General features: G+C 71.2%; 20 protein-coding genes. 9 read left to right on the top strand and 11 right to left on the bottom strand.

Annotated features, from left to right (window positions below; all coding sequences use genetic code 11):
• Nucleotides 1–99 precede the first annotated feature (99 nt).
• From ABEA43_RS05150 to ABEA43_RS05140, 3 genes are all read left to right on the top strand, one after another.
• On the top strand, nt 100–1,575 hold the full coding sequence (locus tag ABEA43_RS05150; RefSeq protein ID WP_345559197.1) for an APC family permease: 1,476 nt from the start codon (nt 100–102) through the stop codon (nt 1,573–1,575).
• A gap of 24 nt (nt 1,576–1,599) precedes the next feature.
• Nucleotides 1,600–2,238, top strand: a complete 639-nt coding sequence (locus ABEA43_RS05145; RefSeq protein ID WP_345559195.1) for a GOLPH3/VPS74 family protein — start codon at nt 1,600–1,602, stop codon at nt 2,236–2,238.
• 80 nt (nt 2,239–2,318) lie between these two features.
• Entirely contained in the window at nt 2,319–3,578 is a 1,260-nt protein-coding gene (locus tag ABEA43_RS05140; RefSeq protein WP_345559193.1) for a lamin tail domain-containing protein, read from the top strand.
• Between the two features lie 81 nt (nt 3,579–3,659).
• Here ABEA43_RS05140 and ABEA43_RS05135 read toward each other — a convergent pair whose 3' ends face one another.
• A complete protein-coding gene (locus tag ABEA43_RS05135) occupies nt 3,660–6,416 on the bottom strand; it encodes an ATP-binding protein (RefSeq protein WP_345559192.1) in 2,757 nt (918 codons plus the stop codon).
• A gap of 132 nt (nt 6,417–6,548) precedes the next feature.
• On the opposite strand from ABEA43_RS05135, the gene ABEA43_RS05130 reads away from it, so the two are divergent.
• Nucleotides 6,549–6,881 (top strand): VOC family protein, encoded by a 333-nt coding sequence (locus ABEA43_RS05130; RefSeq protein ID WP_345559190.1) that lies wholly within the window; start codon nt 6,549–6,551, stop codon nt 6,879–6,881.
• Between the two features lie 107 nt (nt 6,882–6,988).
• Nucleotides 6,989–7,564, top strand: coding sequence for a DoxX family protein (locus ABEA43_RS05125; protein WP_345559188.1), 576 nt, complete (start codon nt 6,989–6,991; stop codon nt 7,562–7,564).
• Nucleotides 7,565–7,579: 15 nt separating this feature from the next.
• Here the strand turns inward: ABEA43_RS05125 and ABEA43_RS05120 are convergent, their stop codons facing one another.
• Together ABEA43_RS05120 and ABEA43_RS05115 are read right to left on the bottom strand one after the other, a co-directional pair.
• Complete coding sequence (locus tag ABEA43_RS05120; RefSeq protein ID WP_345559186.1) at nt 7,580–7,921, bottom strand: hypothetical protein; 342 nt, start codon at nt 7,919–7,921, stop codon at nt 7,580–7,582.
• Between the two features lie 17 nt (nt 7,922–7,938).
• Nucleotides 7,939–9,651 (bottom strand): hypothetical protein, encoded by a 1,713-nt coding sequence (locus ABEA43_RS05115; protein ID WP_345559184.1) that lies wholly within the window; start codon nt 9,649–9,651, stop codon nt 7,939–7,941.
• Between the two features lie 461 nt (nt 9,652–10,112).
• On the opposite strand from ABEA43_RS05115, the gene ABEA43_RS05110 reads away from it, so the two are divergent.
• Nucleotides 10,113–11,180: a hypothetical protein gene (locus ABEA43_RS05110; protein WP_345559182.1), complete on the top strand. Its 1,068-nt coding sequence runs from the start codon at nt 10,113–10,115 to the stop codon at nt 11,178–11,180.
• A 143-nt stretch (nt 11,181–11,323) separates the two neighbouring features.
• A complete protein-coding gene (locus ABEA43_RS05105; RefSeq protein WP_345559180.1) occupies nt 11,324–12,166 on the top strand; it encodes a hypothetical protein in 843 nt (280 codons plus the stop codon).
• Here ABEA43_RS05105 and ABEA43_RS05100 read toward each other — a convergent pair.
• A complete protein-coding gene (locus ABEA43_RS05100; protein WP_345559179.1) occupies nt 12,163–12,642 on the bottom strand; it encodes a hypothetical protein in 480 nt (159 codons plus the stop codon). The genes ABEA43_RS05105 and ABEA43_RS05100 overlap by 4 nt on opposite strands.
• Before the next feature lie 278 nt (nt 12,643–12,920).
• On the opposite strand from ABEA43_RS05100, the gene ABEA43_RS05095 reads away from it, so the two are divergent.
• Nucleotides 12,921–14,252, top strand: a complete 1,332-nt coding sequence (locus tag ABEA43_RS05095; RefSeq protein ID WP_345559177.1) for a glycoside hydrolase family 30 protein — start codon at nt 12,921–12,923, stop codon at nt 14,250–14,252.
• Between the two features lie 20 nt (nt 14,253–14,272).
• Here the strand turns inward: ABEA43_RS05095 and ABEA43_RS05090 are convergent, their stop codons facing one another.
• From ABEA43_RS05090 to ABEA43_RS05070, 5 genes are all read right to left on the bottom strand, one after another.
• Nucleotides 14,273–16,003, bottom strand: a complete 1,731-nt coding sequence (locus tag ABEA43_RS05090) for a spherulation-specific family 4 protein (RefSeq protein ID WP_345559175.1) — start codon at nt 16,001–16,003, stop codon at nt 14,273–14,275.
• Nucleotides 16,004–16,009: 6 nt separating this feature from the next.
• Nucleotides 16,010–16,825: a carbohydrate ABC transporter permease gene (locus ABEA43_RS05085; protein WP_345559173.1), complete on the bottom strand. Its 816-nt coding sequence runs from the start codon at nt 16,823–16,825 to the stop codon at nt 16,010–16,012.
• Complete coding sequence (locus ABEA43_RS05080; RefSeq protein ID WP_345559171.1) at nt 16,818–17,777, bottom strand: carbohydrate ABC transporter permease; 960 nt, start codon at nt 17,775–17,777, stop codon at nt 16,818–16,820. Before ABEA43_RS05080 ends, ABEA43_RS05085 begins: the two co-directional genes overlap by 8 nt.
• Nucleotide 17,778: 1 nt before the next feature.
• Nucleotides 17,779–19,032, bottom strand: a complete 1,254-nt coding sequence (locus ABEA43_RS05075; protein ID WP_345559169.1) for an ABC transporter substrate-binding protein — start codon at nt 19,030–19,032, stop codon at nt 17,779–17,781.
• 70 nt (nt 19,033–19,102) lie between these two features.
• Nucleotides 19,103–20,230: an ROK family transcriptional regulator gene (locus ABEA43_RS05070; RefSeq protein WP_345559167.1), complete on the bottom strand. Its 1,128-nt coding sequence runs from the start codon at nt 20,228–20,230 to the stop codon at nt 19,103–19,105.
• A 73-nt stretch (nt 20,231–20,303) separates the two neighbouring features.
• Between ABEA43_RS05070 and ABEA43_RS05065 the strand changes: the two genes are divergently transcribed.
• Complete coding sequence (locus tag ABEA43_RS05065; protein ID WP_345559165.1) at nt 20,304–21,557, top strand: Gfo/Idh/MocA family protein; 1,254 nt, start codon at nt 20,304–20,306, stop codon at nt 21,555–21,557.
• Here ABEA43_RS05065 and ABEA43_RS05060 read toward each other — a convergent pair.
• The gene (locus ABEA43_RS05060) at nt 21,547–23,010 is read right to left on the bottom strand and encodes a glycosyltransferase (RefSeq protein ID WP_345559163.1); all 1,464 of its coding nucleotides are present in this window, start codon (nt 23,008–23,010) and stop codon (nt 21,547–21,549) included. The genes ABEA43_RS05065 and ABEA43_RS05060 overlap by 11 nt on opposite strands.
• On the bottom strand, nt 23,007–25,334 hold the full coding sequence (locus ABEA43_RS05055; RefSeq protein ID WP_345559161.1) for a glycosyltransferase family 2 protein: 2,328 nt from the start codon (nt 25,332–25,334) through the stop codon (nt 23,007–23,009). Before ABEA43_RS05055 ends, ABEA43_RS05060 begins: the two co-directional genes overlap by 4 nt.
• Nucleotides 25,335–25,337: the final 3 nt, after the last annotated feature.

The following is a 25,337-nucleotide window of genomic DNA, read 5'->3' as shown; positions in this document are numbered from 1 at the left end:
GGCGCATCACCGCCATCGGGCTTGCGACGCGGGGCCCGCCTACGGAAGGATCACCGATCAAACCCCCGCACCTTGCATGACGACATGGAGAGGTTTGTCGTGCGCACACAAGAGAATATTGAGCAGTTCGGTTACCGGCAGGAGTTACGTCGCGGGGTCGGGCTGACCGACCTCGTCTTCTACGGCCTGGTCTTCATGGTGCCGATCGCGCCTTTCGCGATCTTCGGGCTGGTCTACTCCACCTCGGACGGCATGCCGGTCCTGGCGTACCTCGTCGGGATGGTCGCGCTGCTGTTCACCGCCGCGTCGTACGCCCAGATGGTCAAAGCGTTCCCCCTCTCGGGCTCGGTCTACAACTACGCCGGCCGTGGCATCTCCCCGCCGGTCGGGTTCATGACCGGATGGATGATCCTGCTCGACTACATCCTCCTGCCGTCCCTGCTCTACCTGGTGGCGTCCATCGCCATGAACTCCAGCGTGCCGCAGGTGCCCGTCTGGGCTTGGTTGCTCATCTTCGTGCTGGTCAACACGGTGATCAACCTGCGTGGCATCCGGATGACGGTCAAGCTCACCCGGGTGATGATCGTCCTGCAGCTCGTCGTGCTCGCGCTGTTCCTCGCGACCGGCGTCTGGGCCCTCCTCCAGGGCAAGGGCAGCGGTTTCAGCCTCTCGCCGCTGTTCAACCTGGACACGTTCTCCTGGCCGGTCATCTTCGCCGCGGTGTCCGTGGCGGTGCTGTCGTTCCTCGGCTTCGACGGGATCAGCATGCTGGTCGAGGAGTCCACCGGCGGCTCGGCCCAGGTCGGCCGGGCCATGCGCCTGGCGCTGGTGCTGGCGGGCGTGCTGTTCATCACCCAGGTCTGGGTGGCCGCCCTGCTGGTGCCCGACCCCACCGGCCTGATGGCCGCGGACACCAAGACCGCGTTCTACGACGCGGCCACCGTCGCGGGCGGCGAATGGCTCGGGCACCTCACCTCGGTCGCCACCGCGCTCTCCTGGGGCCTGGCCAACACGCTGGTCGCCCAGGTCGCCGTGTCACGCCTGCTGTACGCGATGGCGCGCGACAAGCAGCTCCCCTCGTTCCTCGCCAAGGTGTCGGTCCGGCACTCGGTGCCGGGCAACGCCATCCTGCTCACCTCCACGATCTCCGTGGGGCTCGGGATCTGGATGTCCACCCGCTCCGACGGCGTCGACCTGCTGACCGGCCTGGTCAACGTGGGCGCCATGGTCGCCTTCGTGGTCCTGCACGTGTCGGTCATCATCCACTACTCGCTGCGCCTCGACTCGAACAAGTGGTGGTCCCACCTCATCGCGCCGCTGATCGGAATGGGGATCCTCATCTTCGTGGTGATCAACGCCAACGTCCTGGCGCAGATCGCGGCGCTGGTCTGGCTCGGCCTCGGCCTCCTGGTGCTGGGCTCCCAGTACGCGGCCGGCCGCCGCCCGTCCATGGCCAGCCTGCCGATCGACCTGAAACACGCCGACCTGAACCTGGGAGACCCGAAGCACTCAGACCCCAAGCACGGAGACCCCAAGCACGGAGACCCGAAGCGCGCCGACCTGCCGCGCCGGTAACGAGCGAAGGACACCTGCCCCGCCATGAACCGGCTGCCGCTGCACCAGGACCTGTACCTCATCGCCCACGACCAGGCCGGCAAGCCCCTGATCCACCAGTCTTCGCTGGCTCTGGGGCTGGCCGGGGCGGTGCTGCTCGACCTCGCGCTCGGCGGCTACGTCGCGGTCGCCGGTGGCCAGGGCGCCGTCACGCGCCTGCCGCCCACCGGCGACGCGATCGGCGACGACCTGCTCTCCGACGTCGCCCGCGGCAACCCGCACAAAAGCGTCACGTCGCTGATCAAGAAGGCGGCGGACGGCATCCACGAACGCACCCGGGCGGCGCTGCTCGCCTCCGGCGTGCTCGTCCGGGTGAGCAAGCGCCGGCTGGGCATGCTGCCGTACACGCGCTATCAGCTCGCCGACATCGCCTCGGTCGTACGGGCCTCCTCGGGGGTGCGCTCGGCGGTCGAGGGCTGGAAACCGCCGGACGCCCGGTGCGCCGCGCTGTGCGGGCTGGTGGCGGTGCTCCGGCTGGAGGAGGAGCTCTACCTCGACCTGCCGGCCGCCCGCCTCCTCGCCCGGCTGCGCGAGATCGCCTCGGCCGGCTCCCCCGTCATCGACGGGCTCGTCGCGGACGTGGACACGCTGGTCGCGGAGGCGGCCGTCGCCGTGTACCGCTGACCTTTCTGGCATTTGTCCAGATACGTGGACGATGCCCCCCACGCGAGTTACGCTCCGCTGGCTACTAGATGGGGGGCATCATGAGTTACACACTGTTACGTGGCAGCTTCGTGATCCGGTACCCGGATCTCCCGCGGCAGGGACCCGAGCCCGACGGGGACACCGTCAAGTTCAAGCCGGACTCTCCCGCGCTGGTCGAGACGCTGCCGCGGCGTTCCGGCCGGCCGCCGAACATCAGCGGTCGCGGCGTCTCCGTCCGGCTGGAGGCCGTGGACGCGCTGGAGACCCACTTCGCGGACACGCACCAGGAGCTCGCCGGCGCCAACGCGGCCCGCGACGAGCTGCTGCGGCTGCTCGGGTTCACCAACGTCCGGTACTTCGGCGACCTGCCGAACAAGGTCGAGTCCGCGGACCAGGACTCCCTCCGCGGGCACGTGCTGACCAACGGCATCGACGCGAACGGCCGGCTGATCGCGTTCGTCTTCCCTGGCGACCACCCGGGGGCGGACGGGGCCGAGGTGTTCATGGACGGCCCGCTCGCCGACGCGTCCGTGAACGGCCGGCTGCTGGCCGGGGGGCTGGTCTATCCGGCGTTCTACGCGACGTTGCCCGCCGAGCTGCGTACGCATCTGGCCGGTGTGTCGCAGGCCGCCAGGGAGAAGGCGCTGCCGGCCGGCATCTGGCCGCGCTCGACGGCCGACCCCGACGGCGCGGCCGCCATCGTGGACCTGGCCGCCGCCGAGGCGCTGGTCATGTGGCCGAAGCTGTTCCGGCGCGTCGTGCCGTACCTCGCGGCGGGGTTCACCGACTTCGACGGCTTCGACGCCTGGCTGCGGGCCGACCCGGTGAACCGGGACGACGAGCTGTTCCTGATCCGCCTGCTGGAGCGGGGCAACCTGCACGACGTGGTCCGGGGCGCCGGGCAGCAGCTCCAGCTCACGATGTGGCCGGAGGAGTTCATCATCAGCCCGGACCCGGCGGGGCCGGGCTCGCCGGTCAAGCCGCCGCTCGTCGCGGCCGGGGACCTGGTGATCGTGGCGGCGCTGCCGGATCCGCAGGGCGCCGATCGCGGCGCGGAGACGGTCACGCTGCTGAACCTCACGCCGCGCGCGATCGACCTCGCGAACTGGACGCTGTCGGACGCCGCCGGCGGGCGCAGCGCCCTGAGCGGCGCCATCGAGGCCGGGGCGGCCCTGCGCGTCGTGCTGGACGGGCGGCTGCGGCTCGGGAACGCGGGCGACACCATCATCCTGGTGGATCCCCGGGGAACGTCGATCGACCGGGTGACCTACAAGGCCGACAAGGTCAAACCGGGCCGCACGATCTGCTTCGGCCGCTGAGGCCCGGCGGGCTACCGGCTCGCGATCGCCCTTGACGCGGTGGACGCGCACCGGTACGGAATCGCGCCGCCTTCCGCGTACTCAGGTGACGGTCATGGGGGCGAGCCCGAGATCGGCCAGGACGGCGGCGCCACGGGCGGCATGCACGCCACCGGCCAGGATCATCGTCCGCGCCGCCTGGTAGGGGCAGCCGGCGGCCTCGAACGCGTCCGCGGTGCCGAGCAGGCGCTTCTGGTCCTGGTCGAGGACGGATTCCGCCCGCTCCACGATGGCGCGGGCGACCGGGTTGCCGGCCACGATGGTCCGGGCCTCGGCCACGCGATCGCGGGCATCGGAGGTCCCGGCGAGCACGGCGGCTTCTGAACGAAGTGCCACATACCAGTGAAGCCAGATCCAGGGGATCCGTGCCGCACCCGGCTCGGGCGCCATCCGTTCCATCGCCTCCTCCGCCTGCCCACGATGGAGCATGAGGAGGGCGTCGAACACCGCCCCGTAGCCATGGGTCTGCCACGGCGAGGCGTCGAGCTGGTGGAGGATCGCGCTCCATTCGCCGTGGGCGGCGCGGTCGTCGCGGAGACCGTGGATCATGGCCACCGCGGCCGCCGGCGGGCCCAGCCCTGCCCGGGCGGGGCTGCCTGCGCGGCGCCACGCGTCGAGGAACCGGGTACTGGCGGCGAGCACATCGCCGGCGTTGCCCGCCAGCGCGTCGGCCACCAGCAGCCAGGCCGTGGCACGATGGCCGACCTCGGCCAGCAGCGGATGATCCGCGAGTTGCCGCGCCCACCGGCGGGCATTCGGCAGATCCCCTGCGCCCAGGCTGGACTCCATCGACGCGGCGAGCGCGTCGATCAGCTCGTGGGTCTTGGCCGGGCTGTCCGGCACGGACGACAGGAGGGTGATCCGGCGGCGCGCCGTGGCGGCACTGGCAAACGTGTCACCGGCCCAGCTCTGGGCCACGGTGAGGGTGTCGAGCGCGGCGGACTCGCCGAGCGGATCACCGGCCTGGCGGGCGAGTTCGACCGCCGACTCGACACGTGTGACGGTTTCTCGCGCACTGTCGCCGGCGGAACCGAACGCCTCCGTGAGCATCCTCCCCGCCTCGGCCAGCGCCACCATGGCCCGGGCTGACGGATCGTCGCCGGCCAGCTCACGCGCCTCGGTGATCAGCGCGATCACCTCCTCCGGCTCCGGGACCTGCTCGAACTGGGTGTCGAACCGATAAGTGACGATCGCGGCGGTCGCCAGGTCGGCGCCGGCCGTACCGCCTGCCTGGCGGGCGGCGGCCCCGGCGGCGCGGTAGAGGCGGTACATGTCATCGCCGCGCATCCGGCAGCCGGCCACGGCCGCCGCCTGCCGGAGCATGGAGGCGGTGGCGGCGGGGTCGTCGGCGAGCGCGGACGCCTGCTCGTAGCGATGCTGGGACTCACCGATCAGATGGCGGGTGAACGTCAGCTCAGCCAGGTGCCGGGCCAGGCGGTAGGCGTCCGCGCGCCGCTCCGGCTCGCTTGCCGCCCACGTCAGCGCCGCACGGAGGTCATCGGCGACCGCGTCGAACCGGGCCCGCCAGTCCGGCCCGGCCGCCCCCAGGTCGACGGCCTGGGTGAGGCACCAGCGCAGGTGCCGGACCCGGGCACCGGCCAGCTCACCGGCCTGGCTGAGCCGTTCCGTCCCGTACTGGCGGATGGTCTCCAATGCCCGGTAACAGGTGCCTTGCGGGGATGCCGCCACCGCCAGCAGGCTCTGCTCGGCGAGCCGGGCCAGTCCGTCGGCGACCACGCCCATCGCGGATTCGGTGACCTCGGCCGCCGCCGATGCGGTGAAGGGCGCTACGAAGATCGACACCTGGTGCAGGAGCTCCTGGTCGGCCGGCTCCAGCAGGGCGTGGCTCCAGTCCAGCACGGCCCGCACTGAGCGATGCCGCTCGTCGGCGCGGGAGCCGCCGGTGAGCATCCGAAGCGGGTGGGACAGCGCGGCGGTGATGCCGTCCAGGCCGAGCGTGGGATAGCGGGCCGCGGCCAGCTCGATCGCCAGCGCCATGCCGTCCAGCCGCGCACAGATCGCGGCGATCTCGTCGTGCCGTGGCGGATCCAGCGGCCGGCCGGCCGCCGCCGCCCGTTCCAGGAACAACGCGACCGCGTCCGGCTCTCCGGCCAGCGACAACGGCGGGACCTGATACACCCGCTCGAACGGCACCATCAGCCGGGCCTGGCTGGTCGCCAGCACGCTCACCCGAGGGCAGGCCGCGAGCAGCCGCTCAAGGAACAGCGCCACCCCGTCCACGACGCGCTCACAGTTGTCGAGCACCAGCAACGCCTGACGGTCGGCCAGCGCGGCGACCACCGACTCGGTCAGGTCGCGGCCGGGCTGCTCGCCGAGTCCCAGCGCACCCGCGACAGCGGTCGCGATCATGCCGGGATCGGTGACCGGGATCAGGTCGGCGAACCACACCCCGTCGGCGTACTGATCGGCTACCTCCGCTGCCACCGCCAACGCGAGGCGAGTCTTGCCCACGCCGCCAGGACCGGCCGCGGTCACCTGGCGATGCTTCATGATCAGGTCGGCCAGCTCCGCCCGCTCCCTGACCCGGCCGATGAACGAGGTCAGCGGGGCCGGCAGGGGGGCCGGTTCCCGATGAGGCTGCTCGACGACCGCGCGCTGGGCGAGTGCTCGCCGATCCGGCACCCCCAGCTTGCGCAGCAGCGAGGAAACGTGGCTCTCGACGGTACGTACCGAGATGAACAGCCGCGCTGCGATCTCAGCGTTGCTGAGGTGAGCGCCGAGGAGCTGCAGCACCTCGGTCTCTCTTGGAGAGATGTCACCTTCTGTCGCCACAGTCATATTTTGTCGCATCTTCTCCGTGCTCCATCCGTGCATGCGATCCGTGGTCGGTTCCGTGGTCACCACGGATGCTCACCGACCAGGCCGGGATGAAAACTAGGAGCACAACGGATCGCGCCCACAGGAGTAATCATGATCAAGACTGTGCTGCACCCCGTGTCCGACCTGGCCAAGGCCAAGGAGGTCTACGCGGCCCTGCTCGGCGTCCAGCCGGAGAACGACAGTCCTTACTACGTCGGCTTCGAGGCCGGCGGTCAGCACATCGGGCTGGTGCCGAACGGTGGACCGCAGGGCATGACCACCCCGGTGGCCTACTGGCACGTGCCGGACATCGAGGCGAAGCTCGCCGAGGTGACCGCCGCGGGGGCCACGGTGCAGGAGGCGGCGCACGACGTCGGAGGCGGCCGCCTGGTGGCCACCTTCACCGACCCCGATGGCAATGTCCTCGGCCTCATCCAGGACTGAGAACAGGGAAACGCCCTTGTCGACCCGGACGGGTTCACCTGGGAGGCCACCACACAGCCGGCGCGACGCGGCGGCTGCCAACCCGATCTGAAAGGTAGTGACAGGACATGAACCAGCAGGTCAGCGACAACCTCCTCAGCATCAAGGACATTGATCAGCAGCCCAAGAAGCGCGGAATGAGGTTCACGCTCAACGGCGCGCTTTGGTCGCTCCAAGCGCTGTTCGGCTTCTTCTTCGTCGGCAGCGGTTTCGGCAAGGTGCTGTTGTACGACGCGGCTCTGTATGCGGCGGCGCCCCGGGCCGTGGCCTGGTACGCCGCGGTGCCTCAGCCCCTGATCGTCTTCATCGGGGTCTGTGAGGTGCTGGGCGGCGTCGGCCTGATCCTGCCGGCGATGGCGAGGGTCAAGCCGATGCTGACGCCGCTCGCCGCCGCCGGCCTGACGCTGACGATGATCCTCGCGGCCGGTTTCCACATCCTGCGCGGCGAGTACGAACTCGTGCCCGCCAACCTCGTGCTCGGCGGCGTCTCGGCGTTCATCGCGGTCGGACGATGGAAGCAGCGGCCCATCGCGCCCGCGATCATCACCACCTCACGCGCACTCAAGTCGCTCGCGGTCCTCGTCGCACTGGCCCTGCTGGCCTGCGCTCCGACGTGGTACACGATGACCAGCTCCCCGTTCTGATCGGCGGGGGGTGGGTCAGGGGAGCAGGTCGCGGATCTGGGAGACGACCTCCACGATGACCGACACCTCGGCCGCCCGGACGGAGAGCCGCTTGAGCGCGTCCAGGACACGTGACCTGTCCGGCTCGGCCTCCGCCAGCTCCTGCCGGACGTCGGCCACGTCCCTGGCCGCGCGGTGCGGCTCGGCCAGCTTCGCCTCGTGCTCGCCGAGCAGCCGCTCCAGCCGGTCGAGGAGCTGACCGAGCTCCCCTCCTGCGGCCATGGTCACGTTGTGCACGGTCGCGCGGGCGTGTGCGCCCATCGCGATGGGCCCGCTGACGTCGCCGCCGCTGATGTGGACGCCGTACTCCGTACCCATGGAAGCCTCCTCGCTCGTCATGAACCCGGTCTCGCGTTGTTGTGCACGGTCGCCGACGCGTGCTGCCCGAAGGCGATCGGCCCGCTCACCGACCCGCCCGCGCCCACCGACACCGTGTTCATGGTCACGCCGGCCGCCTGCAACCGGTAGGCGCCGGTCTCCACCTGACGCTCCTCCAGGAAGTCGAGCACCGCCTTGGTGAGCCGCTGCTCGATCATCCTGATGTACTTGGCCATGTCGAGCACCTGGATGTGGGTCTGCAGGTCCTCGCTCGCGCCGAGCTCGCGGACGCTGAAGCGGGACCCGTACGGATAGACGATGTGCTTGCCCGGGTCGGGGGCCATCATGTTCTGCCTGACGGCCTGCACACCCGTCCTGACCACCCGCACGGGTGCGGCGAGCACGTCACGCAGCAGGCGCAGCCGCAGCACCCTGACCGCCTCCCAGGCGATCCGCCCGCCGGTCATCGTGGGCAGCCGGTCCACCACGTGGTACGGCCCGAACGCGGGCGGCAGCACCGTGACCACGAACTGCGTGTAGAGCATCCGCCCCTCGACCGCCAGATAGATGAACGCCGACGTCAGCGCCTCCTGGTCCTCGGCCGGCGCGACGAGGTTGCCGCGCAGGTCGCGGATCTCCTGCCCGGCGTTGTTGATCGTCACTCGCTGGTAGTAGCGGACCCCGCCCTGCGGATGGCGGGCGATGGCCGCGATCTCCTCGGGAGTGGCCAGGGACCGGGGCAGGCCGTCCTTGCCGATGAACGGATGCGCCACCGACGCCCGGTCCCGGTGCCAGTCGTTGACGGTGAAGATGCCGCGCGTCACCACGTGGTCCCCGAGGTCGAGCCGCTGGATGCCCTCGTTGGGGCGCAGCACGCGGTCGCGCATGTCCACGAGCCGGCCGCGGACGAACGCGTGCAGCTCCACCGGGTCGATGTCCACCGGGTCGTCCTGCCGCCTGCCGCCCAGGCCGTCGCGGACACGGTCGAGCTCGACGGCGATGGACCAGCTCCGCTCGATGGTCCCGGCGCCCATGAAGGCGTCCTCGTTCGCGTACATGGTGACGTTGCCCCACTGGGCCCTGCGGATGTAGTCGAGGCGGCGGCCGGTCTTGGGGTGGGTGACCCGGGTGATCGGCTCGGGCGTGCCCGGCCTGAGCGTGCCGGCGAGCGTCATGTAGATCGCGATCCGGTACACGACGGCGATGCCCAGCGTGCCGGCCGGGATGAGCAGCGACTGCACCAGGCCGCTCGCCAGGCTGCTGGAGGCCGCGCCGGCGCCGTAGAGGTCGTCGTACGACGACGGCCCGGCCAGCAGGCCGCTCACCAGGCCGCCCACGAGGCCGACCGCCTCGCTGAGGAACACGAGGAAGAGCAGCGAGACGACGGAATAGCCCGCCCACAGCCAGATCAGCAGCCGTAAGAACAGCGGGCCGCGCCGGACCCGGTCGGCGGTCAGGAGGACGAACGGGATGAGGGCGAACGCCCACGTGATCGCGCTCAGCGGGGCCATCAGGAAGCCGATGATCCAGAATCCGGCGATCAGGCCGTCGCGGACCACCAGCATCGTCCGGGAGCGGCGGCAGTGGTGGAGCACCGGCATGAGGTCGAATCCGCCGTACGAGGGAGGGACCGCCCGGTACGGGTCGGACAACAGCTCGCCCAGCACCCTGTCGCGGAAGCCGCTGTCCAGGTAGGCGGCTGCGCAGAGGTAGCGCGTCACGTTGCTCATCTGGGGGGCGTTCGCATGCGTATCGCGCAGGGAGTCCGCACTGGAGCTATTGAGAACCATGGTCCTCTCCCGTTCGTTTTTACGTGCGGGGGCGAGCTTATGCGGCGCGAATGTGTCGGAGGTACCTTGTTAGCAAATAGTCTCACTCGGAGCCGGGAAGGCGAGAGACCATAAGAAGATCGGCCCCAGAAAGCATTTGTCCCTTTTTATAGGATTCTCGGGAGGGTGCATTGGTGCATGAATCGGACTCCAGTCGCCTCTGCAGGCGCTGCGGATCCCACGTCGGCAACCTCACCGTGTGCCCCCGCTGCCGAGCCCACCTCCCCCCTGAAGATCCCCCTCCCGTGCCCCCTCCGAGCGGACCTCCGGCCGAGCCCCCGAACGGCCCTCCGAACGGCCCCTCGAACGGCCCTGCGTCCGGCTACCCAGGCGGCCCCGCATCCGGTTACCCGGGCGGCCCCATGTCCGGACCTCCGGGCGGCTCCGCGTCCGGACCCCCGGGCGGCTACCCGACCGGCTATCCGACCGGGGCGTCCGCCGGCTCGCCGCCCGCCTCCTCCTGGTCGTCCTCGGCCGGCGCATGGCCGCCCCCCGGACCGGACGGCCATCCGCCGGGGCCACCCGGCTACCCGGTGGGGCCGCGCGGCGTCCCCGTTCCGCCGCCGGGTGGGCAGTTCGCGGCGCCGGCGGGGCAGGGCGGGTGGGAGCCCCCAAGGCTGCGCGGGCGCGCGCCGGTCTGGCGGCGGCCCTCGGTGCTGGCCAGCCTGGCAGCGGCCGGTCTCGCCCTTGCCGTGACCTGGTGGATCGTCGCCAACCGCGCACCCTCGGCGAACGAGGCAGCCGAATCCCGGCAGGGGAACGTCCCGGCCGTCGCCACCACCGGCCCCGAAGGCGGCGGCGCCACGTCGCCACAGACGCCGGACACGACCGGCGGCACCGACTCTTCCGGCCCCACGGACGACGAGACCTCCCCCGACGAGACCTCATCCGACCCGGCCGCTTCAGACCCCGCCACCTCCGATCCTGCCACCTCCGACCCCGCCGCTTCAGACCCCGCCGCTTCAGACCCGGCCGCCTCCGACCCGGCCGCCGCCCAGCAGGCGAAGGCGATGAACGACCTGCTGGCCAGCAGCAGCTCCGCGCGCTCCAGCCTGTCCGACGCCATCGCGAGCGCGAGCAGTTGCCAACCGGACGGGGTGGACAGCATCCAGGACATCACCAAGAGCCGCCGCGACCAGCTCGCCTCAGCCCAGGCGCTCGCCGCGACCGCGCTCCCGGACGGAGCCGGCCTGAAGGACGCCCTGGTCGACGCGCTCGACGCCTCCCACGACGCCGACACCGCGTTCCTCTCCTGGGCGCGCCGCTACGTGAACGGCGGCTGCACGGGAGCCATCGCCGACGATCCCGACTACCAGCGTGGCCTGGACAGATCCGAGGTCGCCCAGACCGCCAAGGCCCGGTTCGCGCAGGCGTGGCGGACGGTCGCGGATACGTACGACCTCACCGCGTGGAAGCCGAACCAGATCTGACATCCGCCGCGTTTCTCGCCATTCCCGGCATCCCGCCCTATAACAAATCCGGAAATATGGCGTTTTGCTGAGGAAGGCCCTATTCAACTCCGGCGGCACCCCCGAGACTGGGCGTTCCGACCAGCGATGAGAAGGGGTTCGTAATGATCGTTCCGCGCTCTCTGTTCCGGTTGGCGGTCGGTGCGGCGGCAGGTTACCTGTTCGCCGTCCGCCCGTGGCACCTCCGCTGGGGCGCCGACGACCGAGAGGTCCACGGGGGCATGGCCGGTGACGACCTCGTCCGGGTGCCGCAGTACCAGGCGACCCGCGCGATCACCATCGACGCGCCGCCCGCCTCCGTCTGGGCGTGGCTGATCCAGCTCGGCGCCTACACCCCGGGCCATGGCCACACCCACACAGGCCCGTCCGAGAGACCTCGATCCTCCGAATGGCCTGGCGCCACCGACCAGAGCGGCCCCGCGGCAAGCCCCGGCACCCAAGGCCCGGAAGCCGCAGGCCAAGGCCCGGAAGCCGCGGCCCAAGGCCCGGAGACCGCAGGCCAAGGTCCCGACGCCGCGCAGCAGGGCCAGGAAGCCACGGGCCAAGGCCCCGGGGCCGCTCAGCAGGGTCCGGCGGCAGGTCCGCAGGGTCCCGAGGGCGGACAGCAAACCGCCGGGCAGCAGACCGCCGGGCGGCAGGGGTTCAAGGTCGGTGACGTGCTGTCCGGCGCCCCGGACGGTGCCGGGTTCGTCGTCGAGGAGGCCGACCCGCCGCACACCCTCGTCCTGGCCATGCGCGGCCCCGACGCCACCACGACGTGCTCCATCGCCCTCCGCGACCTCGACGGCAGGACCCGGATGGTCGTCCGCGTACGGATCCGCGCCACGCCCGGCCTGCGCGGCACCACCTATCTCGCCACGATGGACGTGGGCGACTTCCTGGCGATGCGCCGGCAGATGCTGACCATCAAAGAGCGCGCCGAGAATCTGCCGCATTCAGCGGGCTAATGAGAATTCCCCGGGCCGGGACGCCGTTCCCGGCCCGGCGGCGGCGGCCATTCGCCGGTCGCGCGTAATTCGGCCGGGCAGCGCCGCTCCAGGAGGGCTGGCCCGCGGCGGCGGCCCCGCCTGCGGTGGCGCCGCCGCCGGGCGGTCCCGAGGACGCTGCCGACCGTCCCGCAGGCGCTCCCCATGGTCCCGACGGTCATGAAGCCGAGCAGCCTGGCCTCGTCGTCAGGCCAGGTCAGGGTCAGCTCCCCCATGCCGTTCAGCAGGAACCCGGTGGCGAAACACCACGCCATCACCCCGATGGCTGGTCCCACGACCAGGCGTCTCGACCAGGCCGAGAAGGCCCCGACGGCGACGGCCATCGCCACCATGCCCGCGGTGGCGGACAGGGTCAGGGCGACGGCCGCACACGCCAGTGCGACCAGGACGAACGCGCCTCCGATCAGGAGCTCCACCGGCGGCTTCGACGATCCCATGAGCCCTCCAACGCTCCGGCTCGAATAATCGTCATCGACAAATGCGCGCGCCGAACATGACCGGCGAGCGCACATTTCTCTGGTTATCCCGCGACGTAATGACGACCGTCGCAGGATTATTCACCGGGAGTCCGAAATATCGCCGATTGGAGCGGCGTCCGCACACGGCTCCTGACCAGCCTGTGATCAGGTGGTTGACGGCAGCCCTCCCCTGCGTTTACGGTTCCGGCCATCGGCGAAACATATCGTCACGGATCCGAAACTTTCGGAGGACGCTCATGTTACGAGGAGTTGTCGCGATCACGCTGCTCGGACTCCCGGCGGTGAGCCCGACGCACCAAGCCGGCCCGCCGGCCGTCTCCGTGAACGAACGCGTCAGGCACCAGGACATCGACGGGTTCGGCGTCTCCCAGGCGTTCCGGCGCAACGAGCTGCTCAAGGCGCTCACCCCGGAGCAGCAGCGGGAGATCCTCGACCTGTGGTTCGACCGCGGCAAGGGCGCCGGGCTCAGCATCCTGCGGCTGGGCATCGGCTCCTCCCCCGCGGGCAGCCCGTACGACCACATGGTGTCGATCCAGCCGGAGGACCCGGGCGGTCCCGACGCCCCGCCCAAGTACGTCTGGGACGGCGACGACAACAGCCAGGTCTGGGTGGCCAAGGAGGCCAAGGCGTACGGCGTCAAGCGCTTCTTCGCCGACGCCTGGAGCGCGCCCGGCTACATGAAGGACAACGGCGACGACAAGAACGGCGGCACGCTCAAGCCCGAGTGGCAGCAGGCGTACGCGAACTACCTGGTCGCCTACACCAAGTTCTACGCCAGGGAAGGCATCAAGATCACCGACCTCGGGTTCACGAACGAGCCCGACTGGACGGCCACGTACGCCTCCATGCGCTTCACCCCCGAGCAGGCCACCCAGTTCGTCAAGGTGCTCGGCCCGGTCGCCAAGGGCGTGCGGCTCGCCTGCTGCGACTCCTTCGGCTGGAACGAGGCCAAGGCGTACACGGCCGCGATCGAGGCCGACCCCCAGGCCCGCCGCTGGGTGAAGACCCACACCGGGCACACCTACGCCAGCCCCGTGGACGCCCCGCTGCCGACCTCCAGGCCCACGTGGATGTCGGAGTGGAACCCCAACGGCAACACCTGGAACGAGAACTGGGACGACGGCAGCGGCTACGACGGCTTCACGATCGCGCAGGCCGTCCACGACGCGCTCACGCTCGGGAACGTCACCGGCTACGTCTACTGGCTGGGCGCCTCGCGCGGCGCGACCAGGGCGTTGCTGCAGATCGACGACGTGGCGAAGACGTATCGCGTGTCGAAGCGGCTGTGGGCGCTGGCGGCGTACAGCAGGTTCATCAGGCCGGGCGCGGTCCGGCTGGACGCGACGGCGGCCGACCCCGCGCTCAAGGTGTCGGCCTTCCGCAACGCCGACGGCTCACGGGTCGTCGAGGTGCTCAACACGGGCACCGCGCCCGTCACCTGGCAGGGCGTGCGCGGCCGGGCGACCGCCTACGTCACCGACAACGCCAACTCGCTCACGCCGTCGCAGGTGACGGGCCGCACGGTGACCCTCCCGCCGCGCGCGCTCACCACGATCGTCATGCGGTAAGCGCGCACGGCAGGTCAGCGTCAGGAAATCGTGACAGCCGGGCTGTAGGCCTCGGGCGAGCTGCCCGAGCCGTGGAAGACCACCTTGTGCGGCCCGGCGCCCGCGAGCGGCACCCGCCACACGAACAGGTCGTCGGCCGAGGAGACCAGCGGGTTCGCGTCCACGGGCGTCCAGTTCCAGCCCTCGCCCGCGTGCCGGTAGAACCACGCGTTCTCGATCAGGTAGTCGGCCCCGATGCCCGCCACCGCGAACCCGGTGGCGGGATCGTCGTCGAGGTCGATGTAGACGTGGTGGAAGTCGAAGGGCAGGTTGTAGCGCGTCTGGTAGGTGACGCCGTCCGCGACGACGGACCCGCCGGGCTCGGAGATCGGGTCGCCGCTGGGCACGGCGGTGGTGACGCTCAGGCTCGGCGTGGGGGCCGAGACGTTGCCGCCGGCGTCCCTGGCGATCACGGAGAAGGTGTACGCGGTCGCCGGGGTCAGGCCGGTGACCGGGACGGTCGCGTCGCCGGGCAGCAGCTCCGCGGGCAGCCGCAGCAGGCGCCGCCCGTCCATGAGGACGTCGTACGAGGCCGCGCCGGCGCTCCGTGCCCAGGCCAGCCGGACGCTGGCCACCTTGACCTGGTCCGCGCGCAGCCCGGCGGGAGTGGCGGGCGGCGACGGGTCGGGCCGCCTGGTCTCGATCGACGCGGCGGCCCCGGCGGCCGACACGTTGCCGGCCAGGTCCCGCGCCTGCACCGTGACCGTGTAGCGGGTGCGCGGCTCCAGGTTCCGGACGGTCAGGGCGGGGACGCGGCCCGCCGTGCCCGCCACCCGCAGCCCGTCCAGGTAGACGTCGTAGCCGACGGCGCCGGGCGCGGGCCGCCAGGCCAGGCTCAGCGCGGTCGGGGTGCGCTTGACGGCCACGGCCGCGCCCGGCCGCGCGGGCGCGGTGGTGTCCTGCGCCTTGGCCGCCGCCAGCTCGGCCGCCCAGTACGGCGGCAGCGTGTCCCACGGGTTGGCCAGCACGTCGGGCGTGACGTAGATGTAGCCGGCGCCGCGCTCCTTGCCCAGCCGCATCGCGTCGGCCATCTGCGCCTCGGTGGTTGTGGCGTGCACGAGGTGCCAGAACCTGCGCGGGTCCCGGCCGCGCTGCCAGGCCGGCGGCTGCCAGCTCTGGTAGGTCTCGTACGTGCCCTCGAACGTCAGGCTCACGTCGGCGATGTCGGCGTAGCACTCCTCGGTGCCGATGCCGGGGTTGATGACCGTGAACGCGCCCCGGTGCAGGCTCTTGATCGACTGGTCGAGCGCCCGGTAGGTGCCGGAGTAGGAGTTCGACGGGCCGCAGACGTTCTGCACCTCGTCCAGGAAGACGCCGCCGAGGCCGTACCCGCCGTAGAGCTCGTACCAGCGGGCGACCTCCTGCTGCGACTGCGCCAGCCAGGCCAGCGGCGTGGTCTCGCCGAGCCGCGTCGCCCGGCCCGTGCTGCCGAGGTAGCCGGTGGCCACGTACCCGAGCACGGTGATCCCGGCCGCGCGGGCCTCGGAGATGGCCTGCGCGTAGTTCGGGTCGAAGTCCTTGCCCGGCCCGGAGAACGGGTTCGCCACGACGATCCCGACGCCGGGCGTGGCGAGCTGCCGCCACAGGTCACCGGGGTAGAAGTAGGCGGGCACCGCCAGCGAAAGGCCGGCTTGCGGGGTGCTCGCGGCGGCCGTTCCGGTGAGGGTGCCGAGCAGCAGCACCACGGCTGCGGCGAGTCTGCGTAAGAACATGGGGGGTCAGCCTTTGCTGCCGGTGTGGGCGATGCCCTGGATGAACTGCCGTTGCAGGAAGACGAAGACGGCGATCACGGGAAGGGAGGCGATGAGCGAGCCGGCCATCAGGATCGGGTAGTCGGTCTGGTATTGGCCCTGCAGCGCCGACAGCCCCGCCGACAGCGTCATCTTCTCCGGATCGGTGTTGACGACCAGCGGCCAGAACAGGTCGTTCCACGCCCACAGCAGGGTGAGCACGGCCAGCGCCACCAGTCCCGGCCTGGCCAGCGGCAGCATGATCGACCAGTAGATCCGCACCGGGCCCGCGCCGTCGAGCCGGGCCGCCTCCTCCAGCTCGCGTGGCAGCGCCAGGAAGAACTGCCGCAGCAGGAACACCCCGAACGCGCTGAACAGGCCGGGCACGATGATCGCCTGGAGGCTGTTGAGCCAGCCGAGCGACGACATGATCTGGTACTGCGGGATCACGAAGAGCTGCGGCGGCACCATGAGCACCGACAGGAAGACGGCGAACAGCACGTTCTTGCCGGGGAAGCGGAGCCGGGCGAAGGCGTAGGCGGCCATCGAGCAGAACAGCACCTGCCCGGTCACCCGGCCGGCCGCCATGAGCACCGTGTTGAGGAACTGGTGGCCGAACGGCAGGAGCTCGAAGACCTTCGCGTAGTTGTCCCAGCGGCCCTCGGGCAGCAGCGACGGCGGCACCTGGGTGGCGCTGCTCAGCGTCTTGAGCGAGGTGATGATCTGCCAGGCGAACGGAGCCACCATCGCCAGCGACGACGCGATCAGGATCGCGTGCACGCCGAACGCGCGACGCTCAGACATAGTGCACCCACCTGCGCTGGAGCCGGAACTGCAGGATCGTCAGGACCGCGATCAGCACCAGCAGCGCGATCACGATCGCGGCCGCGTAGCCGCGGTCGTTGGTGACGAAGGCCCGCTCGTAGAACAGCTGCACCACGGTCTGCAGCCGCGCGTACGCCGGGTTCGCCCGCGCCGACTGCCCCGACCCGGTCATCACGAAGACCAGGTCGAAGAGCTGCAGCGAGCCGATCACCGACACGATGGAGATGAAGAACGCCGTGGGCGACAGCATCGGCAGCGTGATCTTGAAGAACTGCCTGACGCGGCCCGCCCCGTCCATGGACGCGGCCTCGTACAGCTCCTTCGGGATGGCCTGCATCCCCGCCAGGAAGATGATCAGGTTATAGCCGACGCTGCTCCAGACGCCCACCACGACCAGCGCGTACAGGGCGGTGGCCGGGTCGGCGATCCAGTTGGGGCCGTCCACGCCGAAGACCGCGAGCACCTGGTTGACCAGGCCGTAGTCGCCGTTGTACAGCCACCGCCAGAGCATCGCGACGGCGACCGGCATGGTGATCACCGGCAGGAAGAAGGCCGTGCGGTACACGCTCACGCCGCGCAGCCCCGGCCGGTTGATCAGCGCGGCGAACACGATGGCGACCGGGATCCCGACCAGGCCGAGCGCGGTGTAGGCGAGCGTGTTCAGCACCGCCTGACCCACCTCGGGGTCGCTGGCGAGCCTGACGTAGTTGTCCAGCCCGGTCCAGGTGTGCCCGCCGAACGCGCCCCACTCGGTGAAGGAGAAGTACGCGGTCTGCAGCACCGGCCACAGGTAGAAGATCGCCAGGCCCAGCCCTGTGGGGGCGATGAACGCGTACCCCCACAGGGCTTCCGTGCGGGGCCTGCGCTTCGCCGCGTGGGCCGCCCGGGCGGGCCGCCGCGTTTCTGTGGTGCCAAGAACCGGGGTGGTCACGTCACTCCTTGGCCAGCAGGTCGTTCATGCCGGCCGCGAGGTCGGCGGCCGCCTTGTCGACCGGCACCTCGCCCGTCCACGCCTTGGTGAGGTGGGTGAGCTCCGCCTCCTGCCACGCGGCGGTGTTCTTGGAGACCGGGTACGGCACCGCGTACGACACCGCGTCGAGGAAGACCTGCAGCTTCAGCTCGGGATGGGCGGCCACCCAGTCGTTCTGGGTGCCGTTGTAGGCCGGGATCGGGCCCTTCTTGCCGAGGATGTCGGCGGCCGGCTTGGAGCCGAGGAACTTGACGAACTCCAGGGCCTCGGCCGGGTGCTCGGTCTTGGCCGACACCACGTTGGCGACGCCGTGGATGATCGTGGCCTGCTTCTCGCCCTTGGGCAGCGGGGCCACGTCCACCTTGTCCTTGGTGTAGTCGTTCTTGGTGAACTCGGCCACGTTCCAGGACCCGCCCCAGTACATCGCCAGCTTGCCGGCCTCGAAGAGCTGGAGCGGGGCGGTGTCGGTCATGGTCTTGAGGTCGGGCGACTGCTTGGCCGTGATCAGGTCGGTCCAGAACTTCAGGCCCTGGATCGTCTTGGGATCGTCGTAGCCGGACTTCTTGCCGTCCGGGGAGATCACGTAGCCGCCGGCCTGGTAGATGGTGTTGTACTGGTATTCCTGGAAGCTCGTGAGCTCGGCCCCGACGGCGTAGACGCCCTTGCCCGCGTCGGTGAGCTTGGCGGCGGCCTCCTTGAAGTCGGTCCAGGTCCAGTCGCCGGCCGGATATTTCACCTTCGCGGCGTCGAAGAGCGTCTTGTTGTACCAGACGCCGACGGTGTCCATGTCCTTCGGCAGGCCGTACAGCTTGCCGTCGTAGGTGTAGAGGTCCACCAGGGACTTCGGGTAGACCGACGTGTCGACCTGCTCCTCGATCGGCTTGATCACGCCGTTGGAGGCGTAGAGCCGGAAGTTGGGGCCGTTCATCCAGAAGACGTCGGGCGCCGCGCCGCCGCTCACCGCGGCCTTCATCTTCGTCCAGTAATCGGCCCACGGGGTGAGCTGGACGTCGATGGCGATGTTCGGGTGCGTCTTGCTGAACTCGGTGCCGAGCTCCTGCATGACGGCCTGCTGGGTGGCGTCCCAGACGCCGTAGGACAGCGTCACCTTCTCCTGCGACGGCGCCCCCGTGCCGGCCTGCTCACCACCGCCGCAGGCGGAGGCGAGCAACGCCGCACAGAGGAGCGCCGCACCGCTACGAGCCGACTTCCACATCTCCCAGTCCTCTCCTAGAACGTGGGAGTAATGATGGAGTCCAGTGAAATTTTCTTCAAGAGTGGATGTGTTACAGATGGCTCACGAGCGGGCTGCGGCCGTCGAGCACCCGGTCCTCCACGTCGTCGAGCGCCAGGCGGACGGCCCCGAGCACCACGCCCTCGTCGCCGAGCGCGGACATGCGCACCTCGGGCGTACGGATGCACCAGCGGTCCAGCTCGCGCCTGAGCGGCTCGATGATCACGTCGGCCGAGCGTGAGAAGCCGCCGCCGACCACGACCATCTGCGGATCCAGCGCCAGGACCAGCGCCGACGCGCCGAGCGCCAGATCGCGGACGTAGCGGCGCACGGCCGTGGCCGCCGCCTTGTCCCCCGCCCTGGCGGCCGCGAACACGTCGCCCGCCTCGCCGTTCGCCGCGCTCAGGTGCTCCTGGGCGCGGATCCAGCCGAGCACGGGCAGCGCGCCGATCTCGCCAGACGCGTTGCCGAAGCCCCTGTGCAGCTTGCCGTCGATGACCAGCCCGGCCCCGGTACGCAGCCCGGCCAGCAGGAACACCATGTCCTTGGCGTAGCGGGCCGCGCCGCGCCAGCACTCGGCCAGAGCCGCGAGCTTGCCGTCGTTCTCGACCAGCACGGGACCGGGGACGAGCCGTCTCACGTGCGCGGCCAGGTCCACGCCCGTCCACTCGGGCAGCGCCTCCGACAGCATCACCCGGCCCGCGCCGTCCACCAGCCCTGTCGTGCCGACGCCGGCCGCCCAGACGTCGCCGGCGGCGAGCCCGGCGTCCTCCAGGCAGGCGGCGACCGCCTGGTCCACCGCGGCCAGCCGCTCGACCCGGCCCATCTCGGGCGTGACGGGCACCCGCGCGCTGTTGCCCACGTTGCCGTCCAGGTCGGCGAGGACCGCGAGCACCTTGTGCCCGCCGATGTCCACGCCCAGCACCCGGCCCGCGTCGGCCCTGAAGCGGTAACGCCTGGCCGGACGGCCCACGCCGCCCGCCGTGGCGCCCGCCTCGGCCACCCAGCCCTTCTGCAGCAGCTCGCGGACGACGTCCTCCGTGGACGCGCGTGACAGCCCCGTTCGCTTGGCGACCTCGGTGAGGGTGAGCGACGGCTGGCCCTGCAGCGCCCTGATCACGGCGAGCGCGTTGAGCTGCCTGAGGCGGGACAGGTCACCGCCGCTCACTTCCGCACCCATCGGCCCCCCTTGCTGTCAGCATTCCCAGACCGAATAATGATGCTCTCCATGATATTTCTTCGGGGAAGGTTCCATGACTGAGGTGACTCTAGCCGTCGTCGGCGGCGGCCTGCGAGGGCTGACCTACGCGCGCCGCGCGCACGCCACGGGCGCGGGGCGGGTGGTGGCGGTGGCGGAGCCCGACCCGCAGCGGCGCGCCGCGTTCGCCGCGGAATTCGGGATCGCGCCCGAGCTGGCGCACCCGGGCTGGAAGGAGCTGGCGGCGGCGGGCCGGCTGGCGGACGCGGCGGTCATCGCCACGCACGACCAGCTGCACACCGATCCCGCCGTGACGCTGGCCGGCCTCGGATACCACATTCTCCTGGAGAAGCCGATGGCCACGACCGAGCGGGAGGCGGCCAGGATCGCCGACGCGGCCCGGCGCAACGGCATCCTGCTCGCCGTCTGCCACGTGCTGCGCTACACGCCCTACACGCGGGTGGTGCGCGGGCTGCTCGACGGCGGGCGCATCGGGCGGCTGATCAGCGTGCAGCACCTGGAGCCCGTCGGGTGGTGGCACGACGCGCACTCCTTCGTCCGCGGGCACTGGCGGCGCCAGGACACCTCGGCGCCGATGCTGCTGGCCAAGGCGTGCCACGACATCGACTGGCTGGTCCACCTGTTCGGCCGGCCGCCCGCCCGGATCTCGTCGTTCGGCTCGCTGTCACACTTCCACGCCGGGGACGCGCCCGAGGGGGCGGCGGAGCGGTGTCTCGACTGCCCGCTGGAGCCGTCGTGCCCGTACTCGGCGCCGCGCCTCTACCTGGGGTGCCTGGGGGATCCCGAGAGCGAGTTCTGGCCGCTGTCGGCCGTCACGCCGGGGCGTACCGAGGAGGACGTGCTGGCGGCGCTGCGCACGGGTCCGTACGGCCGGTGCGTGTACGCCTGCGACAACGACGTCGTGGACCACCAGGAGGTCGTGATGGAGTTCGACGACGGCGCGACGTGCTCGTTCACGATGAGCGCGTTCACGCCGATGGAGCACCGCCGCACCCGCCTGTTCGGGACGCACGGCTACATCGACGGCGACGGGACCACGCTGCGGCTGGTCGACTTCAGGACCGGCGAGGAAGAGCTCATCCGCGCCGACGACGCGGGCGCGGGCGGGCCGTCGGCCGCCGACGGGCACGGGGGCGGCGACGAGGGGCTCACCGACGCCTTCCTGGCCGCCGTCGCGTCGGGCGACCCGTCGCTGCTGCGCTCGGACGCGGCCGAGAGCCTGATGACGCACCGCGTGGTCTGGGCCGCGGAGCGGGCCAGGCTCACCGGCTCGGTGGTCACGCTCTGACGGCGCCGGTGTCGTGGTCGACGAGCCCGTGCTCGGTCAGCTCCCAGAAGTGCCGCCGGCTCGGCCGGGCGAGCTGGAAGAGCGCCTTGTACGCGGCCACGCTCATCAGCCCCCAGTAGAGCGGGACGCTGAGCATCGCGCGCACGGCGGGGAAGAGACCGCGTTCCATGCAGCCGGCCATCATGCAGTAGATCATCAGGAAGTTGCCGAAGACCATGGTGGCCGCGCCGAAGTACAGCGACACGGGAGGGAAGAGCGCCTCGACGTAGCGGGTGCCGGTGCAGAGGTAGATCAGCGTCAGCGCCCAGAAGAACGGGTTGACCAGGGTGGTGAGCGTGGAGAAGCCCATCGTGAGGTGGAAGGCGACGGTCCGCCTGGTCCCGAGCTGACGCCAGAGGCGCACCGGGTGCCTGGTGTGCACCAGCCAGGTCTGGAGATAGCCCTTGATCCAGCGGCTGCGCTGCCTGATCCAGTTGCCCAGGCGGCTGTTGGCCTCCTCCTCGGTGACCGACACCATCATCCGCACGTCCCAGCCGCGCCGGGCGATGCGGATGCCGAGGTCGGCGTCCTCCGTGACGTTGTAGGGGTCCCAGCCGCCCAGGGTGCGCAGCGCGTCGGTGCGGAAGTGGTTCGAGGTGCCGCCCAGCGGGATCGCCAGCCGGTACCGGTCGAGGCCGCGCAGCAGGAGGCTGAAGTTGGTGGCGTACTCGGCGGCGAAGCACCGGGTCAGCCAGTTGGTCCAGGGGTTCCAGTACTGGAGCTCGGCCTGGACGCACACCACCCGGTCGGGCAGCCCGCGGAAGGCGTGCACCGCCTTGCGGAGCTGGTCGAGGTCGGGGCGATCCTCGGCGTCGAAGATGACCACGAACTCGCCGCGCGCGCGGGCCAGCCCGATGTTGCACGCCTTGGGCTTGGTACGCGGCAGCGACGGCGGCACGATCACGACCTCGAACGGCTCGGCCAGCTCGGGCAGCGCCGCCCTGGTCTCGTCGTCGTCCTCCTCGATCAGCAGCATGATCTGCAGCAGCTCGCCGGGATAGTCCAGGCTCCTGAGCCGGTCGAGCAGGTACGGCAGCACCCTCGCCTCACGGTGGAGCGGCACCAGGACGGTGTAGACGGGCAGCCCCGCGTCGGGTGTGCGGCGCGGCCCCTCCTCGCCGAACGCGATGATCGACGACCCCAGCGCGCCCAGCACCATGGCCGTCCTGAAGACCAGCACCAGGACGTAGACGGCGGTCACGACCGCGACCATCGCCTGGCCCCACCACAACAGCGACGGCCCCCAGCCGGTCACCAGGTGCAGGAGCGGCGCGCCGGTGAGCACGCCCAGCGCCAGCCAGCCGGCGGTGGCCTGCCCCCTGCTCAGCAGGTGGCGGGCGCTCAGCTCGGCGGTGGTCAGGCCGCCGCACTCCGCCGGGCCGGCGCCGGCCGGTTCGAGCTCTGTCCTGGTCATGACGTTTCCTTCCGGCGGTAGACGTGCTGGATCGCGTCCTTGTAGACCAGGGTGTAGTCGCGGGTCAGCGACGGGTTGGCGCGCAGCGCCCGCCAGGTGCGGTCTTCCTTGCCCTCGACGGTGCGCGCGTAGATCCAGCGGATGCGGCGGCGGGCCGGATCCGCCAGGGCCCGGTCCCAGATCCGGAAGCTGCCCTCGTAGACGATGCGGCCGAGCGGGACGCGCGAGTCGAAGACGGCCGTCTCGTTGCCGTGGTTCTCCATCAGCAGCCGGCCGCCGTCGTAGTGGCGCCGCAGCCAGCCGGCCGCGCCCGCGACCGCCCGTTCGTCGCTGCCGGCGTGCCAGTCCGTCGGCTCGGCGAGCGTCGCCGTGCCGGGCACCGCCAGGACGGTGGCGACCACGGCCGCCGCCGGCGCCACCCTGGTCCAGCGCTCGCGCCGCGGCCACCGCGCGGTCGCGTACTCGATGAGCAGCGCGACCAGGTAGCCGGCGAACACCGCCGCCGCGAGGGCCATCACCAGGCCGAAACGGACGTTGTAGAAGCTCCCGTGGACCTCGGGCACGTGCAGCGGGCGCTGCCCCATGTAGAGGGCGTAGACGAAGAACGGCACGAAGATCAGCAGCGTGTAGGGGGCGACCGCCTCCAGCTGGAGCCGCCGCCGCCACGCGTACGCCAGCACGCCCGCCGCCGCCACGGCCAGGGTCAGGTGGCCGAGGTCGTGCACCATGGCGCGTGAGTAGGTCAGCCAGGCCACGTCCAGCGCGCCGATGTTCTGGTCGTCGGGCGACACCCACAGCGACGGCTTCGCGTACTCGCCCGAGTGCCAGTAGAGCCAGTCGCCGAAGATCACCCGGCTCCACGTCACCCAGCCCAGGATGCCGCTGAACGCCACGACCCCGAAGAAGATCAGCTGCGCCTCCAGCCGGGACCGGCTGCGCCAGCGGCGCAGCGAGACGTAACCCACCACCGCCGTCAGGGCGAGCGCCAGCACCCAGCCCTCGTAGCGGGTCAGCGTGGCCAGCACCGTCGCGGCCGAGGCGCACGTGAGCTGCGTGTAGCGGCCGGTGCGGCACCAGACCTGGAGGTGATGGACGGCCGCGGCGGTGCACGCGAACAGCAGCAGCTCCGTCATCGGGGTGCTCTGCAGATAGAGCACGTTGGGGTTGAGCGCGAACAGCCCGGCCGCCGCGAGCCCGGCCGCCCGGCCGCGCCCGCCGCCCGCCGCCATGCCCAGGGCGATCAGGTACACGTACCGCACGGTCACCAGGTACGAGGCCATCGAGACCAGTGAGCCGGCCAGGCCCGAGTAGAAGACGCCGTCGTGCCAGATGAACGGCAATGCCAGCACGTGCGGCAGCGGCGGCCAGACGCCCCCGAGCTGCGCCACGCCGGCCGTCGGGCTGTCGATCACCCGGCGCGCGATGAGGAGGTGGGAGCTGCTGTCGTTGTAGGACAGCACGGAGCCCAGCCGGAGGTGGTAGAAGAACGCGACGAGCGACAGGACCGCGCACGCCGCCATCAGCAGGGCGAGCACCGGATCCTCAGGCCGCAGCAGGCGCCGCGCCCAGCTCCGCCGGCGCCCGTCGCGGACCAGGTCCCGGTAGGCCAGGCCGAGCGCAGGCACCGTCCTGGCCAGCGAGCCGGCGGTGCTCCGCAACGACACCACCGCGGTCCGCGCGCCCTCGTCCGAGCCGCCGAGCGGGTGCTCGATGATCCGCAGGTCGCCGTGCCCGGCTCTGGACGGCGGCGCCGGCTCGACCGCCACGCTCTCGCCGCGCTCGTCCAGCAGCCGCCAGTCGAGCAGCCGATAGTCCCAGAGGGCGTCGCGGCCCCGGGTGCCCAGCAGCAGGCGGCCGGCCACCGTACGCACCCGCCCGTCGGCCCGGCGGAACAGCGGCCCCGCCCACTCACGGAATCCGATCACCGCGTCGGCCCGCTCCTCGCGCTGCACGCGCAGCAGCACCGGCAGGTCGGTGGCCCTGAGCCGGCCGTCGGCCCCGAGCAGCAGCAGCCGTCCCATGGTCGTACGCTCCAGCGCGGCCTTGATGCCGGTGCGGACCGCCGCCTCGTAGCCCCCGCCGGAGTCGTGGCGCACGGCCACGATCCGGTCCGGATGCCGGGCCGCCAGCTCGTCCAGGACCTCGCGCGTCGCGTCCCCGCCGCCGTCGTCGACGACCACGATCCGGTGGTCGTGCCCGGCCGCGGCCATCGTCGTCAGGAAGTCCCCGACCGTGCCGGCCAGGCTGCCGGCCTGGCCGTGGACGGGCATGATGACGGCCACGCCGTCGGTGGTGGTCCTCGTCCCCTGTTCCAGGTCCGCCATCGG

Origin of the sequence: Nonomuraea rosea, from assembly GCF_039539705.1 — a bacterium.
In the GTDB taxonomy this organism is placed as follows: Bacteria; Actinomycetota; Actinomycetes; order Streptosporangiales; family Streptosporangiaceae; genus Nonomuraea; species Nonomuraea rosea.
The sequence above is the reverse complement of the archived record's forward strand: the minus strand, read 5'-3'. Positions and strand labels throughout refer to the sequence as shown.

What these genes read in the sequence shown, in the direction of transcription:
- ABEA43_RS05145 (WP_345559195.1), top strand. Translation starts at nt 1,600, where the DNA reads ATGAACCGGCTGCCGCTGCACCAGGACCTGTACCTCATCGCCCACGAC.
- ABEA43_RS05140 (WP_345559193.1), top strand. Translation starts at nt 2,319, where the DNA reads ATGAGTTACACACTGTTACGTGGCAGCTTCGTGATCCGGTACCCGGAT.
- ABEA43_RS05135 (WP_345559192.1), bottom strand. Translation starts at nt 6,416, where the DNA reads ATGACTGTGGCGACAGAAGGTGACATCTCTCCAAGAGAGACCGAGGTG.
- ABEA43_RS05130 (WP_345559190.1), top strand. Translation starts at nt 6,549, where the DNA reads ATGATCAAGACTGTGCTGCACCCCGTGTCCGACCTGGCCAAGGCCAAG.
- ABEA43_RS05125 (WP_345559188.1), top strand. Translation starts at nt 6,989, where the DNA reads ATGAACCAGCAGGTCAGCGACAACCTCCTCAGCATCAAGGACATTGAT.
- ABEA43_RS05120 (WP_345559186.1), bottom strand. Translation starts at nt 7,921, where the DNA reads ATGGGTACGGAGTACGGCGTCCACATCAGCGGCGGCGACGTCAGCGGG.
- ABEA43_RS05115 (WP_345559184.1), bottom strand. Translation starts at nt 9,651, where the DNA reads ATGAGCAACGTGACGCGCTACCTCTGCGCAGCCGCCTACCTGGACAGC.
- ABEA43_RS05110 (WP_345559182.1), top strand. Translation starts at nt 10,113, where the DNA reads ATGTCCGGACCTCCGGGCGGCTCCGCGTCCGGACCCCCGGGCGGCTAC.
- ABEA43_RS05105 (WP_345559180.1), top strand. Translation starts at nt 11,324, where the DNA reads ATGATCGTTCCGCGCTCTCTGTTCCGGTTGGCGGTCGGTGCGGCGGCA.
- ABEA43_RS05100 (WP_345559179.1), bottom strand. Translation starts at nt 12,642, where the DNA reads ATGGGATCGTCGAAGCCGCCGGTGGAGCTCCTGATCGGAGGCGCGTTC.
- ABEA43_RS05095 (WP_345559177.1), top strand. Translation starts at nt 12,921, where the DNA reads ATGTTACGAGGAGTTGTCGCGATCACGCTGCTCGGACTCCCGGCGGTG.
- ABEA43_RS05090 (WP_345559175.1), bottom strand. Translation starts at nt 16,003, where the DNA reads ATGTTCTTACGCAGACTCGCCGCAGCCGTGGTGCTGCTGCTCGGCACC.
- ABEA43_RS05085 (WP_345559173.1), bottom strand. Translation starts at nt 16,825, where the DNA reads ATGTCTGAGCGTCGCGCGTTCGGCGTGCACGCGATCCTGATCGCGTCG.
- ABEA43_RS05075 (WP_345559169.1), bottom strand. Translation starts at nt 19,032, where the DNA reads ATGTGGAAGTCGGCTCGTAGCGGTGCGGCGCTCCTCTGTGCGGCGTTG.
- ABEA43_RS05070 (WP_345559167.1), bottom strand. Translation starts at nt 20,230, where the DNA reads ATGGGTGCGGAAGTGAGCGGCGGTGACCTGTCCCGCCTCAGGCAGCTC.
- ABEA43_RS05065 (WP_345559165.1), top strand. Translation starts at nt 20,304, where the DNA reads ATGACTGAGGTGACTCTAGCCGTCGTCGGCGGCGGCCTGCGAGGGCTG.
- ABEA43_RS05060 (WP_345559163.1), bottom strand. Translation starts at nt 23,010, where the DNA reads ATGACCAGGACAGAGCTCGAACCGGCCGGCGCCGGCCCGGCGGAGTGC.
- ABEA43_RS05055 (WP_345559161.1), bottom strand. Translation starts at nt 25,334, where the DNA reads ATGGCGGACCTGGAACAGGGGACGAGGACCACCACCGACGGCGTGGCC.